The organism is Paenarthrobacter sp. MSM-2-10-13, from assembly GCF_011605365.1.
GTDB lineage: Bacteria > Actinomycetota > Actinomycetes > Actinomycetales > Micrococcaceae > Arthrobacter.
In genome coordinates this window covers 66,298-83,397 of sequence record NZ_JAAOXO010000009.1, presented here as the reverse complement: position 1 = coordinate 83,397, position 17,100 = coordinate 66,298, and the positions used below count along the sequence as shown (strand labels likewise).

Here is a 17,100-nt window from a genome sequence, read left to right as displayed (position 1 = left end):
CCCGGCGGTTTCCGCTGGGCTTTCTTGTGTCGTGTGCTCTATTTCGTGTCGTCCGAGGTGACCGGCAGGGGAGCCACCGGTGCGCCTTTGGGAACGAATAGCGTTTCAGCCTGTTCCAAGGACATGCCGTTGGTCTCCGGAACCTTGAACATCACAAAGAAGAACGACGCCGCCGCGAATGCCGCGTACATGGCGTAAGTCAGTGGCAGCGAACCTGCCGCCATAATGGGGAAGCTGAGCGTGATGGCAAAATTGGCGATCCACTGCGCCGCTGCGGCCAGACCGAGGGCCCGGGCGCGGATGCGGGACGGGAAGATCTCGCCCAGCAGCACCCAGACGAGCGGCCCCCACGAGGCACCGAAGCTGATCACAAAAATGTTCGCCGCTACCAGGGCTACCGGGCCCCACGCGCCCGGGAGGCTGATCTCGGAGCCCGTACCCACGGCGGACGAGAACGCCATTGCCATGACGCCGAGGGATACAGCCATGCCAATGGAACCGGTGAGCAGGATGGGGCGGCGGCCGATGCGATCCACCAATGCGATGGCAACCAAAGTCACCAGGATGTTGGTGACGGAGGTGGCCACGGAGATTGTCAGTGAGTCCTTCTCCTGGAACCCGACGGCCTTCCACAACGTGGTGGAGTAGTAGAAGATCACGTTGATGCCAACGAACTGCTGCAGGACGGAGAGGATGATGCCGATCCACACCACTGGCAGGAGGCCGAATCTGTTGCCGCGGAGGGACCCCTTCCTGGTGGAGAGCTTCTCCTCCTGAATGGACTCGCGGATCTCGCGGATGTGGCGCTCGATGTCGTCGCCCGGGATGATTTTGTTGAAGATACTGCGGGCCTGGTCTTCCTTGCCGTTCAGTACCAGGAAATGCGGGGACTCGGGCAGGCGGAAAGCGATCCAGCCGTACACTGCGGCAGGCACGGCGCAAGCGATGAACATCCACCGCCAGGCTTCAATGCCAAACCACAGCGTGCCATCTGCGCCGCCGGCCGAGTTGGCCAGCACGGCATCGGAGAGAAGGGCCGCGAAAATGCCGGTGGTAATGGCGAGCTGCTGGAGGGAAGCCAAACGGCCACGTACGTGCCGGGGGGAAATTTCGGAGATATACGCAGGGGCAATAACGGAGGCAAGTCCAATGCCCAAACCGCCTACCAATCGCCAGAGGATGAGGTCCCACACACCAAAGGCAAGGCCCGTTCCCACCGCGCTCACCAGGAAGAGCAGCGCACCGATCTTCATGGCAGGTATACGGCCGTAGCGGTCGGCGATCTTGCCGGCAAAGTAGGCCCCGGCGGCACAGCCCAGCAGGGCAACGGCAACGGCGAAGCCTGTGACCGCTTCCGTCATGACGAACTCGTCCGCCATCGCATCCACGGCGCCATTGACCACGGAGGAATCGAAGCCGAAGAGGAAACCGCCCACCGCGCCGGCGACGGCCAGGCCGATCACCTTCCGTGAAACTGGGGGCGCGCCTTCGGTGCTGGAACTGGACATGGGTCTCCCTTAGGGAATGGGGGTTTGGAAGCGATGTGCGGGACGTCGTCGGCTGTCCGACGGGGACGCCGGTGCACTCGCGCTACACAGTGTGGCACGTCATATCGCTCCAGTTCCAGTCAAGTGACGGAGGCGACATGTATTCACGTAGTTAACGCATCATGTTGCTTCCGCACAGCTGGGAGTTGACTGGGTGGACGCTCCCTGGTTGCTGTGGCGGCAAAAGCGGGTTCATGGCTCAACTAGTTGAACACAAAGCACGGCAGGCCGTCCGAAGACTGCCTGCCGTGCTTGTGGTGCGTGACGTAGTACCTGACGCGCAAATCTAGTGCGCGGGAACGGACTCTTTGGCTGCCGCCTTGGGGTCCGTGAGCTTCTTGTTCGGCAACGCGAAGCTGATCAGGAAGGCAACGAGCATGAGCCCGGCAGCAGTAAGCATCACGATGTCGATCGCCTGGGCGAAGCCCTCGGTGATCGGCCTGGTGAGCGTGCTGTTTGCCGTGTGGAGCCAGCTGGTGTCGTTCAGGGACTCGTTGTTGGCGCCGTTCTTGAAGAAGTCGAAGAGCTTGGCGTTGGCGGGATCCGACGCCACGGCAGGGTCCTGCATGACCGCCTGATAGTCCGGGGTAGCGGCGGCAGTTTTCATGCCGTCGGCGATCTTGTCAGCCGCAGTGCTAAAGAGCATGGAGATGAAGACTGCCGTGCCCACTGCACCACCCATGGAACGGAAGAATGCGGCTGTTGAGGTGCCCACGCCCATATCCTTCGGCGGGACCGAAACCTGCATGGCAAGCGTGAGCGGCTGCATGCAGAAACCCAGTCCGACGCCGAAGAACACGGCGATCAGGCCGGGAACCCAGAGGCCGGTATCGACGCCGAGGACCAGGCCCATCACGGTGGCGGCAGCCGCAAGGATAGCCGTACCCATGATCGGGAAGACCCGGTAGACGCCTGATGAGGAGATGGTTCGGCCGGCGGAGATGGAGCCAAAGAGGATGCCCACAGTGAACGTGATCATCATCAGGCCGGCCTCGGTAGGAGTAAGCCCCTTCACGAGCTGCAGGTACATGGGCAGCATGGCGATGGCGCCGAACATACCAATGCCGATGATGAAGTTCAGCAGCGAGGACAACCCGAAAGTGCTGTTCTTGAAAAGACGCAGCGGGATCAAGGCGTAGTCTCCGGCGCGCTTCTCAGCCAGAAGGAAGGCGACGATGCCGATGACGCCAAGCCCATAGCAGAGCCAGGATGCGCCCGAGGCCCAACCCCAGGTGCGGCCCTGTTCTGCAACCAGCAGCAGCGGAACAATCGCAAGGGTGATCGCGGCTGCACCCCAGTAGTCGATCTTTTGCTTCACGTGCCGGGCCGGGAGGTGCAGGTACATGAAGACCACAACAAGGGCGGCGAGCCCAATGGGGAGGTTGATGAAGAAGACCCAGCGCCAGCCTTCAAAGCCCAGGATGTTGGCCGAGCCGGCGAACGCGCCGCCAATGACCGGACCGAGCACGGAAGAAATACCAAACACAGACATGAAGTAGCCCTGGTACTTTGCCCTGTCCTTCAGCGCCACAATGTCGCCGATGATGGTCAGCGCCAAGGCCAGCAAACCGCCGGCGCCCAGGCCTTGGATGCCGCGCGCAATGGCAAGCTCGGTCATGGAATGGACGGATCCTGCGTAGAGGGAACCGATCAGGAAGATCACGATGGCCACGAGGTAGAGGGGGCGGCGGCCAAAGATGTCGCTGAGCTTGCCGTACAGCGGGGTGCTCACGGTGGAGGTGATGAGGTACGCAGTGGTGGCCCACGCCTGGAGGGACAGGCCATCGAGGTCGTTGGCGATGGTGTAAATGGAGGTGGACACGATGGTCTGATCCAGCGAGGACAGGAACATGCCGAGCATGAGCCCCACCATGACCGTGAGGGTCTGACGATGCGTCAGGACCTCTCCGGCGGCCCGTACAGGCGCAGTTTTGGACATATCTTCTCCAGAGGTGGCAGAAAAGTGGACTAAGCAGGATAGTTGCTTTCAGTAACTATCTTACAGGCCGGTTGATTCCCGACGGGATAATATTTCTTCCACTTTCCCTCTAAGTCGGCAGCCCGGTGAGGGTCAGCGCTCGATCAGAATGCCGTCCGGATCGCAGAAGATCATCACGCCTGGCTGGATACGGACGCGATCGATGACCAGCTGGACATCCACTTCACCCACACCTGTCTTGGCGCTCTTCTTCGGGTTACTGCCAAGTGCCTTGACGCCCAGGGGTAAGCGGGCGATCGCCTCGCGGTCTCGAATGGCACCGTTGATCACTACGCCAGCCCAGCCATTGGCCACAGCGCTTTCCGCAATCATGTCTCCCATGAGTGCTGTCCTCAGTGACCCTTGTCCATCGATGACCAGAACGGCGCCGTCGCCGGGTGTATTGAGGATGGTCTTGACCAGGGCGTTGTCCTCGAAGCAGCGGATAGTGCGGACAGGCCCGCTGAAATGCGTGCGCCCGCCCAGGTTGTGAAACTGGATGGCGATGGACTCGAGTTCCTCGCCGCGATCGTCGTAGAGATCGGCGGTATTTACTTGCTCACTCACGGTGCTGCTCCTCTATCGGTTTGAGGCCACACTAACCCCTGGTTCAGTGCTGCGGCAGGAGTTGTTTCGGCCTATGTGGATAAAAGACCCGACGGCGGTTCAGTGTGGCCGCGTCGCGCTAGGCTGAATCCAAACATTCAAAGAGGGGGAACCTGCCATGAGCTTGTCCGATCTGCCGGGACCGGTGCCGGACCCAGCCGTAGTCCGTGGAGGTACCGCAACGGCGCTGGCCGAGCCGGTCAGCCGTGTGCGACCCCTGTGGGTTACGGGCGTGGTGCTGGTTAACCTGGGCATCAATGCAGCGTTCTTTGGACCCCTCCAGGTTCTTCTTGCGCAACAAGCGGCGTACTTCGACGAGGATGAAAAGAAAGCCATTCTGGCCTTGGTAACGGGCTGCGGCGCGGCCGTTTCCATGGTGGCGAACCCGCTCTTCGGGGCCTTCAGCGACCGCACGACGTCCAGGTTTGGTCGCCGCGTTCCCTGGGTACTGATGGGCGCCATCCTTGGAGCTGCTGCGCTTATTGCTTTGGCCGGTGCTCCCAACGTTGCAGCCATGACTTTGCTGTGGTGCCTGGTGCAGGCCGGAGCCAACGCCATGTACGCGGCTATCTTCGCTGCTATCCCGGACAGAGTGCCCGTACCGCAGCGGGGAACCGTAGGCGGATTGGCAGCCATGGGTCAGACCGTGGGTATCCTCGTTGGCGCAGTAATCGCTGCTGTCGTAGCTGGGAACTTCGCCGCCGGATACTGGGTCTGCGCCGCGGCGCTGCTGGCCGGCGTCGTTCTGTATCTATTCAAGAGCGACGATCAGCCACTGTCGCCTAGCGAGCGTCCCCCGTTCAAAATGGCTGAATTCCTCAAAGGCTTTTGGGTTTCGCCCAAGCGCTACCCGGATTTCGCTTGGGCGTGGTTGACCAGGTTCTTGGTAAGCACGGGAAATCACATGGTTACTATCTACCTGCTCTATTTCCTGACGGATGCTGTCCGCTTGAAGGAGGTCAATGGCATTGACCCCGAGTTCGGGGTGCTGGTCGTTACCGGCCTTTATGCCGTCGCCGTCATCATTACCAGCGTCGTGGGTGGCCGGATGAGCGACAGGACGGGCAAGCGAAAGCCCTTGGTCATTGCCTCATCCGTCGTCATCGCCGTAGCCTCACTGATCCTCGCTTTTTCCCCGACATGGACAGGGGCGATTACGGGCGCAGTGGTTCTCGGGATCGGGTTCGGTGCCTACTTGGCCGTGGACTTCGCACTCATCACTCAGGTACTACCCAAAGCACTTGACCGGGGAAGGGACCTGGGGGTTATCAATATCGCAAACTCAATGCCGCAGGTGCTGGCTCCAGGTATCGCTTTTCTCTTCGTTGACTATTGGGGCGGCTACGTCTCGCTGTACGTAGCCGCCGCAGTCATTGGGCTCTTGGGCGCCGTGTTCGTGGTGAAGATCAAGAGCGTGGACTAGTCCTAAAAGACGTAGTTCATGACGTTCCAGCCACTTCCGACTACCGGCTGCCCCTTCCATTTGAAGCCGTAGATGCCCCAGCTGCTGAAGCCTGAAGGGTCGGCGAGGTACATCGTCAGCAGGCCGTTGGGGCTGATGCCATAGACGTCGTTGTAGCCATCTCCGTTGAAGTCACCGGCAATCCCGAAACGACTAAGCGCCTCCCAGCCCCTGCCAATGGTTCCGTCAAAGGCGTCGGGGCTACCGTAATCGAAGAAGAAACCGTTGCGCTGCGATGAACGGGCCTGCAAGTCGCCAAAGCGGGTGCGCGCGAGGACCACGGCTTCGGATGTGCCATAGAAATGCCCGGCCCCTGCAGCATCTAGTCCCTGCCAGCTCGTAGTGACCTTGCTCGGCGTGAGCCAACCACCCCGCCCGTTGCCGGGGTAGAGGAAGACATTGCCTGAACCATCCTGGGCAAGGATGTCGTTGGTGCCATCACCGTTGAAGTCACCGGGTGCGATCAGATTGACGAACCCCTGCCATCCCTGACCAATCTGGAAGGCCTGTTTCCAAGCCCCTGCGCCGTTTCCTTGGTAAAGGAAGAGCCGTCCGTAGCCGTCGCGGCCCATGACGTCTACGGTTCCATCGCCGTCAAAGTCGCCCGGTGAAACCAAGAGGTTGTAAATGTGCCAGCCGTTGCCGATCACTTGCGGCGCTCGCCAATTGCCTCGTCCATCGGTGGGGTAGAGGAGCAAGCGGCCCGCGTTGTCCCGGGCGAACAGATCGAAGGTGCCGTCGCCGTCGAAACCCTTCGATCTAGGGGCTGCTTCTACGGGAAGCCCCTGGGCGGTTTCTTTGCTGTGCACAGTCTCCATGGTGAGGGAGGCCGCGGTGTTCCCCGCTTCTTTGGCGGCGGTCGCAGGAAGCGCCGAGGCAAGGAGGCCGGCAGCCAAGGCAGGAACAGTGATGAGTGCAAGCAGTCGGCGGGGACTGCGGCGGCGCGCAGGCGCGCGAAGGGCAGAGTTGTAGCCCAAGGATTCTCCCAGAGAAATAAGGCGGCACAGAATTGGCCGAAGAGATCAATTGGGATGAGACTACCGCCTGCGGGATCGCCGGCAAATAGCTGAGCCGTTTATTGCGCGAACCCCGCCCGGATCGCTCCGAACGGGGTTCTCAACAACGTAGAAACAAGCCGAGTTAGAACAGGTCCGTGAAACCGCCCCAACCCCAGCCGACAACTTCAGCGCCGGCCCAGCCGGCCCTGCCGTTGCCGTAGTAGGCGCGCAGTTGGCCGGAGCCATCCACAGCAAAGACGTCGAGGCTGCCGTCGGCGTTGATGTCGCCGGCGCTGCCGATCTTGCTCATTCCGTTCCAGCCCTGGCCAACTACGGTCATGCCGTTCCAACCGCCGGCACCGTTGCCGCTGTAGAGCCTCAGGTAACCGGCAGAATCGCGAGCCAGTACGTCAACGTTGGTGTCGCCGTCGAAGTCGCCGGGGGTGATGAGCGCGTTCAGGGCGTTCCAGCCTTGCCCCGCCACGGACCGGGGCAGCCATCCGCCGGCACCATCGCCGGGGTAAAGGTAGAGAACCCCGTTGGCGTCGCGGGCCAGGACATCGTTGGTGCCGTCGCTGTTGAAGTCTCCGGGAGAGACCAGCGAAGTGAAGATGTTCCACCCGGTCCCGACCTTCCGGGGGCCGCTCCAACCGCCTGAGCCGTCACCGCTGTACAGGTAGAGGCCGCCTGCTGAGTCCCTGCCCAGGACGTCGTTGATGCCGTCGCCGTCGAAGTCACCGGGGGAGAGCACTGTGGGAAAAATATTCCAGCCTGCACCGACCGTCTTCGCCGGTTCCCAGGAGTTCTGGACCCGCGGGTACATCAGCAGCGCACCATCGGATCGGCGGGCCAGGAGCTCGAACGCCCCGCGGCCAGTGAACCCGTTGGGCCGGTTGGACGCAGAAATCGGAGCGGTTTCCTCGCTGGCGACTTCCATGCCTTCACAGGGATAGTTGGCCACCAGGTGCGCGGCTATGGTTTTGCCGCGGTCTTCTTCAGTGAGGACATAGTCGGGCCATGTGGGGTGGTCCGTTGCTACTTCACCATCGCGCGTCCAATAGATGCGTGTGTCCGGGCCGGCAGCAGCGCCGCAGCCCTTGTATGCGTAGGGGTCCCAGGTGACCGTGAGGGTGGAACCAACGTATGGCGCGCCCGTGATCACCGGCGGTTCGGGGTCCATGGTGGCAATGGCGGGGGCGGGGGCCAGAACAACTGCTGCAAAGATCGCAGCCCCTATTCCGGCTATAGCCCGGCGCACGCCGGACGTAGGGCGTGATGAAGCAAACATTGTGTCCTCCCCAGACTTTATGGGGTTAATGGTACCGCGACTGGGATCTTCCTAGAAGATTGCTGTGAACCACCCGAATCCGGCGCCCACCGCTTCGGAACCTTTCCACCCCGTCTTGCCGTCGCTGTAGTACGCAAGCAGCCGGCCCTGCTGGTCCACTCCGTAGACGTCGGGGAAGCCGTCACCGTTGAAGTCACCGGCACCGCCAACATATTTGAGGGCGTTCCATCCGACGCCGATCATCCAGGACCGCGACCAGCCTCCTGAGCCATTGCCGCCGTAGAAGAACAGATAGCCGCTGCGGTCACGTGCCAGGATGTCCACATTTCCGTCGCCATTGAAGTCGCCGGGCGTCACCAGTGCGTCCATGACGTTCCAGCCGGTCCCGACGGCGGTTCGCGCCAACCAGCCGCCGGCACCATTGCCCGGGTAGAGATAGAGGGCGCCGCCGGGTTCTCGCGCGAGGACATCGTTATGGCCGTCGCCGTTGAAGTCTCCCGGACCGACGATGGAGTCAAACACGTTCCATCCGTTGCCGATGGGCTTGGCTGGCTTCCATCCGCCTGCGCCGTCCCCGCTGAAGAGGTAGAGCCCCCCGACGGAGTCACGCACTATCACGTCGCTTTTGCCGTCACCGTCGAAGTCGCCTGGGGAGAACGCCGTGTTAAAGATGTTGAAGCCGTAACCCACGGTTCGGGCTGGATCCCATGCGCTGCCATTTCGCCCGTAGAGCACCAGCGAGCCATCGTTGGCGCGGGTGAGGAGTTCAAAGCTGCGACCAGTGAAACCTGCAGCCCTGTTCGCGGCTCCCACGGGCTTGGTTTCGTTACTGTGCAGCGATTCTCCGCCGCAGGCCGTGGTGCTGGCTGTTAAGTGCGCGGCCATGCGGGCCCCGGTGTCGTCCTGCTCCAGCGTGTAGCTGCGTGCGGTTTCCCCGGCCACCAGAAAGCCGTCCCGGGTCCAGTAGATCGTGAAATCGGGGCCTTTGCCGCCCCCGCATCCGTAGAACGTGTACGGGCCGATATCCGCGGTCAGCTTCTTGCCGACGAATGCTTGACCGTTGACTATGGGGTCCGGCCCGTTGCTGGGCGCGGCCGACGCCGGCAGGGGGCTAAGTGCCATGGCCGCAACAGTAGCGGTCAGCAGCGCTGCTGCCATCCGGCGTCGTAATTTCTCCATGTGTGTGTTCCTCCCGAGTGGCTTCAAAACCTGCATGAAGTGTATGTCTGCCGGGTGGATAGACGGGAAAGGCATGGCTCATGGAAGTAGATCGAGCTCTCAGGAAACGGTCATTTTGCTCCCGTATCATTGATGCGATCGGCCAGCCGTGGTCCTGGACCCAGCCGGCCGTTTCCTTGTCAGCCTGCCAAGAGATCGCCGGAAATGCCCGCAACAAACTCACTGGAACCCTACTCCCTTGACCTGACCACGGGGCTGCCCCGTATGGCTGCCGCGCCCACCACGCCGCGGCAGCAGTTGCGCTATGCCCGCATTCTCAAGACTGCCGAAGGCTTCGCCCAACGGCAGTTCGATACGTTGAGCCTTTCTGACGTGGCGGCCCGGGCTGACATTCCGCTCGGTACGCTCTACCGTTACTTCCCCTCCACAGCCCACCTGATGCTGGCCGTCTATCGGCAACAGCTGAGGGAACTCCGCGACGGCGTCGGGCTGCGGGAAGGTAAAGGCCATGCCCTCGCGGGTTTGATGATGGAGATTTTTCACTTGCGGGTTATGCAACCGGGTATTGAGCACTGCCTCATCCGTCCTGCGGGTAAGGATGACGACACAGCGCAGCTGCTGCGCGAGATCGATGCCCTGTCCGAAGAAGTGGTCGGTTCGTTGAGCAAGGACCAGGGGAAGGACACGGTGAAGGCCCGCATCCTGCTGCACCTGGTGAGTGGCTTGGTGCAGGCGGTCCGCTGCCGGAGGTTGTCCCTGTTTGAGGCGGAGAAGGACCTGAAGAAAGCGTGCACGCTGCTCTCTGGTGAATGAGAAATGGACCGCTGGTCTAGACCGATGGGGCCCCGGAACACGCTTTTTGGCGTGAGGTAGCTCACAATTTGGCTTGGTTGAACGTTTTACTCTCGAATCGTCTCTGTTGGTATTGAATCTTGTACCCTCAACGTGTCCCTAGGCTGGAATCACCGAAGCGGCTAGCAGCCCCCTATCTGCAGAAGCAATGCCGGACCAGTCACCCTTGGCCCGCACCAGCAGTTCTGTTCCTGCCCGAATCATGCCGTGGGTCCACGGCTAGCCTGAGGAGACAAAGACGTGTCCATTGAGACAATTGCAACTGATAACGACGCCCTGGTACTGAGTGAAGAAGAGATCTTCACCGCCCACGAAGGCGGCAAGCTGACCATTTCCAGCACCGTCCCGCTCAACAACAAGCGCGACCTCTCCATCGCATACACCCCTGGCGTTGCCCAGGTCAGCCGCGCAATCCACGCCAACCCTGAACTTGCCCGCACCCACACCTGGGCCGAACGCCTGGTTGTTGTGGTCAGCGATGGCACCGCCGTTCTGGGTCTGGGCAACATTGGCCCCAGCGCTTCCTTGCCGGTCATGGAGGGCAAGTCGGCCCTCTTCAAGTCCTTCGGCGACCTCGACTCCATCCCGCTGGTCCTCAACACCACCAATGTGGACGAGATCATCGAAACCCTGGTCCGCCTCCGCCCGAGCTTCGGCGCAGTAAACCTCGAGGACATCTCGGCTCCGCGCTGCTTCGAACTCGAAGAGCGCCTCATCGAAGCCCTGGACTGCCCGGTCATGCACGACGACCAGCACGGTACCGCCGTGGTGGTTCTTGCTGCCCTGACCAACGCCGCCAAGGTGACCCAGCGCGAGCTCGCCGGGCTCAAGGTAGTCGTCTCCGGTGCCGGTGCCGCTGGCATCGCCATTGCCGAGATCCTTCTGGCTGTTGGCATCAAGGACGTCATCCTGCTCGACTCCAAGGGCGTGGTCAACGCGGACCGCGCAGATCTCGTGGCCGATCCCGGCAGCGTCAAAGCCCGCATGGCCCAGCGCACCAACCCCCGCGGCATCAGCGGCGGTCCGGGCGAAGGACTGACCGGAGCCGACGTCTTTGTGGGTGTCTCCTCTTCCAAGCTGGATGAAGAACACCTGAAGCTCATGAACGATCAGTCGATCGTGTTCGCCCTGTCCAACCCGGACCCTGAAGTTCTGCCCGAGGTTGCCCAGAAGTACGCAGCAGTTGTAGCCACCGGCCGCAGCGATTTCCCGAACCAGATCAACAACGTTCTGGCCTTCCCGGGCATCTTCCGCGGAGCGCTCGATGCCAAAGCCCGGCGCATCACGCCCGCCATGAAGATCGCTGCGGCCAACGCCATTGCTGAGCTCGCCGCAGAGGACCTCTCCGCGGACTACATCGTGCCGAGCCCGCTGGACGCCCGCGTGGCACCGGCGGTCACCGCGGCAGTTGCCGCAGCCGTCACCGAGTAGCGGTTACCAACGCAAGACCGACGACGGCGACGCCTCCCGTGCTGGGGAGCGTCGCCGTCGTTTGTGCTTAAGCGGCCGGCCGCGACGCCGGCTAACTCAGCGGCCCATAGACTTGGGGCCATGAACGCCGAACTCATCGTGACCATCCTGTGTGGCCTGGCCATTGCGGTAGGCGTGGCCGGGACCATCATTCCTGTACTGCCCGGCAGTATCCTCATCGGCGCGAGCCTCTTGGCCTGGGCTATCTGGGGAGGTGCCGGTGGCATGGGCTGGGTGATCTTTGCTGTGGGCATGGTGTTTGTGGTCTCTGGAATGGCGGCCAGCGCCGTGTTGACGGGGCGCAAAATGAAGCAGCACGGGATCCCCAACAGATCGGTGCTGATTGGTGTGGTCCTAGGCGTGGTGGGCATGTTCGTTATCCCCGTGGTGGGTCTATTTGTGGGGTTCGCGCTGGGGCTGCTCCTTAGCGAAGTGCAGCGCACGCGAAACTTCCAGGCTGCGCTGCGGTCCAGCGGGGCTGCGCTGAAGGCGACCGGCATAGGGATGCTGGTGGAGTTTGCCTTGGCCTGCGCCGCCGCGAGCACCTGGATCATCGGTGTATGGACAGAAGCGGTGTACGGGGGCCCTTAAACACCGTCGCCGGGATGGCGTGCGATACAGAGTTGTCATCACATGCCATCCCGGCGGAAGAATTACCGGAGGGTGGGAATCTTGACCTGCGCCGGGCGGAAGCTTGCTCCAGCACCGGGGAACAACGGGACGTCGATCCGTGCGTGGGTGTGGATTTCCTGCACGGTGTCCTTGGTGTGCTGTGCGATCTCCGCCAGGGTGGTGACCCACATGCCGTCCAGGTCCTTGACCCGCTCCATCAATTGCTCCAAGGCGACGGCACGGGACGGCCTGCCGGAGATGAACGGGTGGTTGGTCAGGACGAAGCAGCTTCCCTGTGAATGATGTGCCTGGGCCTCGAGCGTCCACATTTCCAAAGCCTTGGCCGGGCTCTCGATCACCCCGCTGCCCGTGACTCCGGGGTAGAACCCGTACTGCTCCCAGTCATCAAGCGCCCAGTCCACTGGGATCTCCACAATGTCCCGGGAGTCGCCCTCGGCGACGGCCATGCGGTAGGGGGCATCGCCGTCGAGCAGGCTTGAATCGTAAAGGAAGCCCCGGTCCGCCAGCAGTGCTGGGGACTGCCAGTTCAGCTCCCACCACGGTGCCCGGTAACCAACCGGCCGGATTCCTGCCACGTTGGCCAGTGCTTCGAGGCCGCGGTCCAAATAGCTCGCTTCAGTCGCGGCGTCGATCCCCTGCATGGGCTCGTGAAGGTATCCGTGGTGCGCGATCTCATGCCCGCCATCGGCGATCCTGCGTACTACGTCCGGGTAGCTCTCCGCCGTGAAGCCGGGAATGAAGAACGTTGCCTTGATGTCCTGTCGGTCCAAGAGTTGAAGTAAGCGCGGCACGGCGATTTTGGGGCCGTATGACTGGTGGCTCATGAGGGACATCCGGCGGGTGCTGGAAGGATCATGGGCGATGGTGCAGGACTCGGCGTCGACGTCGAAAGTGAAGGACGCTGCGGCCCGGTAGCCCTCGGGCCATGTGATCGGGTGGAGCGAATCAGCGAAAGCGGGCTGGATCATGCTGTAGTCCTTTCGGGAACTGCGGGAGTGACTGGCTGTGTCACTGACACGTGGTTTGAGTCCGCCAGAAGGTACTTCTTGTGGGCCCGTGGCCCGAGGAGTGCGTAGCTCACCGCGCTGGTCAGTCCGCCCGCCAGCCAAGAGAGGTCCCAGCCGCCCAGGGCTACGGCGATGGGACCCTGCATGGCGGGTACCAGGCCGTACATGAACAACCAGGTGGAGAAGATGCCCACCAGCAGCGAGACGATTCCGGCCCAGTTGATGACGGGCAAACGGTGTGTTCCTACGGGATCGAAGAGGCGGTCAACCTTGGCCGGCCAACGCTTATCAAGCCAGAAGTAGTGCACCAGCATGACCCCGCCCCAAGCGGCCACCCAGGCGACCAGCCCGATCAGCCAGGCATCGAGAACCGCTGCGAAGTCCTCCTGGAAGATGAAGAACACCACGGCGATGAGTGAGAAGACGCCGACGAACAGGTTCAGCTTGCGGCGGCTGATCTTGATGTCCAGGGCCTGCGTGGCCACGGAGAAGGTGTAGATGTTCAGGATGTTGGTGGCGATGGGACCATGCAGGACCATGAGGAGGACCGGGAGGGCCAGGACGCCGAAGTTCTGGACAATGAGTTTTCCGGGGTCGATTTCGCCGCTGTTGGTGGCCAGGCTTGCTCCGAGGACGCCGAGCCACACCACAGGGATGAACTGGCCGAGGACAGAGGCAAGATACACCTTGCGTTTGGGGACCGAGGTGCTGACGAAACGGGAATAGTCCGCAGCGTAGGTGAACCAGGTGATGCCCCAGCCGATGCCAATCGCCGTCATCACTGCGCTCATGGCGGCGATGCGCTCGGAACCTTCAAGGATGTTGCCGGCCGGGCCTGCATAGCCCCAGTCGATCTTCATTCCGAACCACGCCACGCATGACATGACGGCCAGGATGATGATGGTGGGCGGAACCGTCCACTTTTCGAAGGCTGCAATAGCCTTGTAGCCGAACCAGGCGATGGCTACCTGGGCCGCCATGATGGCCGTGGCGACGCCGATCTTCCAGGCGTAGTTCTTGGCCTCCGGGTCAACCCAGCCAAGGGTGCCGAAGAGCGCCATGACCAGATCCAGGATGATCCAGGTGTTGACGGCGCACCAGCCGATCACCAGCAGGGCTTGGATGGCGGCGGGGAGGTAGTTGCCCCGGCGGCCGAACGCTGCGCGGGCCAACACCATTCCGGTGGCGCCGGTCTTCTGGCCAAGGAGGACAAAGCAGCCGAACAGCAGCATGCCGATCAGATTTCCCAGGACCAGGACGATCACGGTGTCAGCGAAGCCAAGGCCAAGGTGGATGCCGAGGGCGCCGAGCACCCAGTTGATAGGTGCGAGGTTGGCGCCTGCCCAGATCCAGAACTGTCCGGAAACTTTGCGGGTGCGGTCTGATTCGGGAATGGGTTGAAGCCAGGCTTCGCTGTCGTGGCCCGGCGCCGTTGCCGGTCCTGACAGCGTTGAGCCCGGCTGGGAAGAGCCTGTTTGCGCTGAACTCGAACGCGAAGAAGAGAGGTTGTCTTGCATGGGGAGAGCCTCCGTGTATGAAAGGGACCCTTTCAGCGTATGTGCCCCGGATCACAGCATCAAGATACGATGTGTCTAAGCAAATAGATCGCAACCGTACGGAGTGTCATGTCCATAGCCCTGGACTCGGCTTTGAAGTCTCAGAGCCTCAAATCCGCAGAACCCCGCTTCCTCAACAACGTCCCTGAGGCGTTGAGCCGCGCCGTCCGTTGGGTCCACTCCAGTGAAGTCCTGGACATCGCTCCGCTCCTCAGCGGCGGTGAGCTGTTACTCAGTGGCGGCCAAGCCCTGGCCGGCGTCACAGCCGAACGGCAAGCCGACTACGTCCGTGAGCTGGCAGCCCGGGGCATTGCTGCCTTGGCCCTCGAAACTGGTCCAGCCCTGCCCGTAGTTCCTGCACGCATGCTGGAGATCGCCGAGGCGGCAGGATTGCCCGTGATCGAGCTGCGCCACGTGGTTCCGTTTGTGGCAGTCATGCAGGAGATCAATTCGCTCCTGGTCAGCGAATCCGTGGAGCACCTTCAGCGCGGCGACCAAGCCAGCCACGCCATGGCAGCCGAGCTTGCCCACGGCGGCGGGCTCGATCAACTCCTGGCGGTGCTGTCCGAAAAAACGGGGGCAAGTGCGCGGCTGCTCTCACCATCGGGCGCCACCCTCAGTTCTGCAGGCTCGTTCGAAGTCGCCGGCAGCGTCACCATCGTGGACGTGCCGGTCCGCGGCGTCCTTGCCGCGCGGCTTGAACTGCACATGCCCGACGACGGCGACGGCGGCCTCGCACGGGTGGCCGGCGAACGTTCCGTGGACATTCTGGGCTTGGCACTGTTGCAGCGTATGCCGCCGGGGCTGAAGGAATTGGCGGGCATCGAACTCATGCGTGCCATTAATTCGGGAGGACAGCACTGGCAACTTCAGCAGCTGGGTCCGGCATCGGGGTTCCCTGCTCAGGGCGCGGTGGCCGCAGTGGTGATTCGATCAACCGGCGCCGGGCATCTGCGTCCTGCGGTGGACGCGTTGCTCCGGCTCTCTGTGCCGCATAGTGCGAGCTACGCTGATAACGCTGAGCTGATTGCACTCGCTGCTTTGGGGGAGGGGGCCGCCACCAGGCGTGCGCTGGTGGAAGCCTTGCGAGGGCTGGAAGTACCCACCGGATCCTTGGTGGCTGTGGGGCCGTTGGGCAACGGGATTGCTGAGGCGCCCTGGTCCTTGGCGGAGGCCCGCCGAGCCTTTGATCTGGCCTCGCCAGGCAAAGGCGTTGTGGATGCCGACACCTTGGCCGTGGAGCTCCTGGCTCAGGAAACACTGGACCCGGCCACACGTGAAGGGTTCGTCCAGCGGCAGCTGGGTGCCGTCGTCGAGCATGATCGTCTGAAGAAGTCCCAACTCATGAGGACGCTGAGTGTGTGGCTGGATACGGGCTGCAACACGGCCCAGGCCGCCCGCGAGCTGCACTTGGAAAGGCAGTCCCTGCATCACCGGCTGCAACGGATCTTCGAGCTGTGCGGCGGTGACCCACGCGGGAACGGCCGGCTGGCTGCGCTGCATCTGGCAACTCGGCTGGCTCGGGTGTAACCCCGGTCTAACGCGAGATCGCGGGTCCGCTGCGAATTCGCCCGTCAGCAACAGCGAATTCACAGCCGACCCGCGATCTCGGCGGGGCAAGCACTACTTCAACACGATCGTCCTGTTCCCATTCAGGATGATCCGCCCCTCGCAGTGCCAGCGAACGGCGTTGCTGAGGGCCTTGCATTCTGTGTCCCGACCGGCGGCCACCAGATCGTCCGGTCCGAAAGTGTGGTCCACTTCCACTACCTGCTGGGCGATGATGGGACCTTCGTCCAACTCGCCGTTTACGTAGTGGGCGGTGGCACCCACAGTTTTCACACCACGCGCGTACGCCTGGTGGTAGGGCTTGGCACCCTTGAAGCTCGGCAGGAACGAGTGGTGGATGTTGATGGCGCGGCCATCGAGCTTCCGGGCGAGGTCGTCGCTGAGGACCTGCATGTAGCGGGCCAGGACAATGAGTTCCACGTCCAGCTCATCGATGATCTCCAGCAAACGTCCCTCGGCCGCGGGCTTGGTGGCAGCCGTGACGGGGACGTGGAAGAACGGGATCCCGTGCCACTCCGCCAAGCCCTGATGGTCGGTGTGGTTGGACACTACGCCCACCACGTCGATGGGCAGCTCGCCGATCCGTGCCCGGAACAAGAGGTCGTTCAGGCAGTGCCCGAACTTGGAGACCATGATCAGCACGCGTCGCTTGTACCCCTGACGCTCAAGCTGCCAGTTCATGCTGTACTTATCGCCCACAGGGGCAAAAGCGTTCCGCAGCTGATCAACAGTGGAGTCATCGCCGTCGGACGCGAAATGCACGCGCATGAAGAAGTGGCCCTCTGCGCGGTCGCCGAACTGCTTGTTGTCGATGATGTCGCAGCCGTGGTCCAGCAGGAATCCGGACACGGCATGCACGATCCCGGGACCTTCGGGGCAGTCCAGGGTGAGGACGTGTTCCACCGTGGTCTCCGCGGAGGAGGCGGCAGTGGTTTCGGTTTGGATGGCAGTCATT

At 62.4% G+C, this 17,100-nt stretch carries 14 protein-coding genes; 5 read left to right on the top strand and 9 right to left on the bottom strand.

Features of this window, described 5'->3' with window-relative positions; genetic code table 11:
- Positions 1 to 38 precede the first annotated feature (38 nt).
- The 3 genes from HAV21_RS16335 to rraA form a co-directional block, all read right to left on the bottom strand.
- Positions 39 to 1,508: a sugar porter family MFS transporter gene (locus HAV21_RS16335; RefSeq protein ID WP_166842480.1), complete on the bottom strand. Its 1,470-nt coding sequence runs from the start codon at positions 1,506 to 1,508 to the stop codon at positions 39 to 41.
- Positions 1,509 to 1,833: 325 nt separating this feature from the next.
- The gene (locus HAV21_RS16330; RefSeq protein ID WP_166842479.1) at positions 1,834 to 3,486 is read right to left on the bottom strand and encodes an MDR family MFS transporter; all 1,653 of its coding nucleotides are present in this window, start codon (positions 3,484 to 3,486) and stop codon (positions 1,834 to 1,836) included.
- Positions 3,487 to 3,618: 132 nt separating this feature from the next.
- A complete protein-coding gene (gene rraA / locus HAV21_RS16325) occupies positions 3,619 to 4,092 on the bottom strand; it encodes a ribonuclease E activity regulator RraA (RefSeq protein WP_011776445.1) in 474 nt (157 codons plus the stop codon).
- Positions 4,093 to 4,249: 157 nt separating this feature from the next.
- Between rraA and HAV21_RS16320 the strand changes: the two genes are divergently transcribed.
- Positions 4,250 to 5,554, top strand: a complete 1,305-nt coding sequence (locus HAV21_RS16320) for an MFS transporter (protein ID WP_142937599.1) — start codon at positions 4,250 to 4,252, stop codon at positions 5,552 to 5,554.
- Between the two features lie 2 nt (positions 5,555 to 5,556).
- Here HAV21_RS16320 and HAV21_RS16315 read toward each other — a convergent pair whose 3' ends face one another.
- From HAV21_RS16315 to HAV21_RS16305, 3 genes are all read right to left on the bottom strand, one after another.
- Positions 5,557 to 6,570: a VCBS repeat-containing protein gene (locus tag HAV21_RS16315; protein WP_243753336.1), complete on the bottom strand. Its 1,014-nt coding sequence runs from the start codon at positions 6,568 to 6,570 to the stop codon at positions 5,557 to 5,559.
- A 163-nt stretch (positions 6,571 to 6,733) separates the two neighbouring features.
- Complete coding sequence (locus HAV21_RS16310) at positions 6,734 to 7,879, bottom strand: FG-GAP-like repeat-containing protein (RefSeq protein ID WP_166842478.1); 1,146 nt, start codon at positions 7,877 to 7,879, stop codon at positions 6,734 to 6,736.
- Between the two features lie 51 nt (positions 7,880 to 7,930).
- Positions 7,931 to 9,058, bottom strand: coding sequence for a VCBS repeat-containing protein (locus HAV21_RS16305; RefSeq protein ID WP_166842477.1), 1,128 nt, complete (start codon positions 9,056 to 9,058; stop codon positions 7,931 to 7,933).
- Between the two features lie 204 nt (positions 9,059 to 9,262).
- On the opposite strand from HAV21_RS16305, the gene HAV21_RS16300 reads away from it, so the two are divergent.
- The 3 genes from HAV21_RS16300 (at position 9,263) to HAV21_RS16290 (ending at position 11,971) form a co-directional block, all read left to right on the top strand.
- Positions 9,263 to 9,871 carry a TetR/AcrR family transcriptional regulator gene (locus HAV21_RS16300; RefSeq protein WP_166842476.1) on the top strand — a complete coding sequence of 203 codons (609 nt, stop codon included), beginning with the start codon at positions 9,263 to 9,265 and terminating at the stop codon, positions 9,869 to 9,871.
- A gap of 279 nt (positions 9,872 to 10,150) precedes the next feature.
- Positions 10,151 to 11,341, top strand: coding sequence for an NADP-dependent malic enzyme (locus HAV21_RS16295; RefSeq protein ID WP_166842475.1), 1,191 nt, complete (start codon positions 10,151 to 10,153; stop codon positions 11,339 to 11,341).
- Positions 11,342 to 11,461: 120 nt separating this feature from the next.
- Positions 11,462 to 11,971, top strand: coding sequence for a DUF456 domain-containing protein (locus tag HAV21_RS16290; RefSeq protein ID WP_142937605.1), 510 nt, complete (start codon positions 11,462 to 11,464; stop codon positions 11,969 to 11,971).
- Positions 11,972 to 12,033: 62 nt separating this feature from the next.
- Here HAV21_RS16290 and HAV21_RS16285 read toward each other — a convergent pair whose 3' ends face one another.
- Positions 12,034 to 12,981: a polysaccharide deacetylase gene (locus tag HAV21_RS16285; protein ID WP_166842474.1), complete on the bottom strand. Its 948-nt coding sequence runs from the start codon at positions 12,979 to 12,981 to the stop codon at positions 12,034 to 12,036.
- Positions 12,978 to 14,537, bottom strand: a complete 1,560-nt coding sequence (locus HAV21_RS16280; protein ID WP_166842473.1) for a cytosine permease — start codon at positions 14,535 to 14,537, stop codon at positions 12,978 to 12,980. The genes HAV21_RS16285 and HAV21_RS16280 overlap by 4 nt, the downstream gene beginning before the upstream one ends.
- 108 nt (positions 14,538 to 14,645) lie before the next feature.
- Here HAV21_RS16280 and HAV21_RS16275 point away from each other — a divergent pair, with 108 nt between their 5' ends.
- Positions 14,646 to 16,106 (top strand): PucR family transcriptional regulator, encoded by a 1,461-nt coding sequence (locus tag HAV21_RS16275; protein WP_166842472.1) that lies wholly within the window; start codon positions 14,646 to 14,648, stop codon positions 16,104 to 16,106.
- A gap of 93 nt (positions 16,107 to 16,199) precedes the next feature.
- Here HAV21_RS16275 and purU read toward each other — a convergent pair whose 3' ends face one another.
- Positions 16,200 to 17,099, bottom strand: a complete 900-nt coding sequence (purU, locus tag HAV21_RS16270) for a formyltetrahydrofolate deformylase (protein ID WP_142937609.1) — start codon at positions 17,097 to 17,099, stop codon at positions 16,200 to 16,202.
- Between the last annotated feature and the right edge of the window lies 1 nt (position 17,100).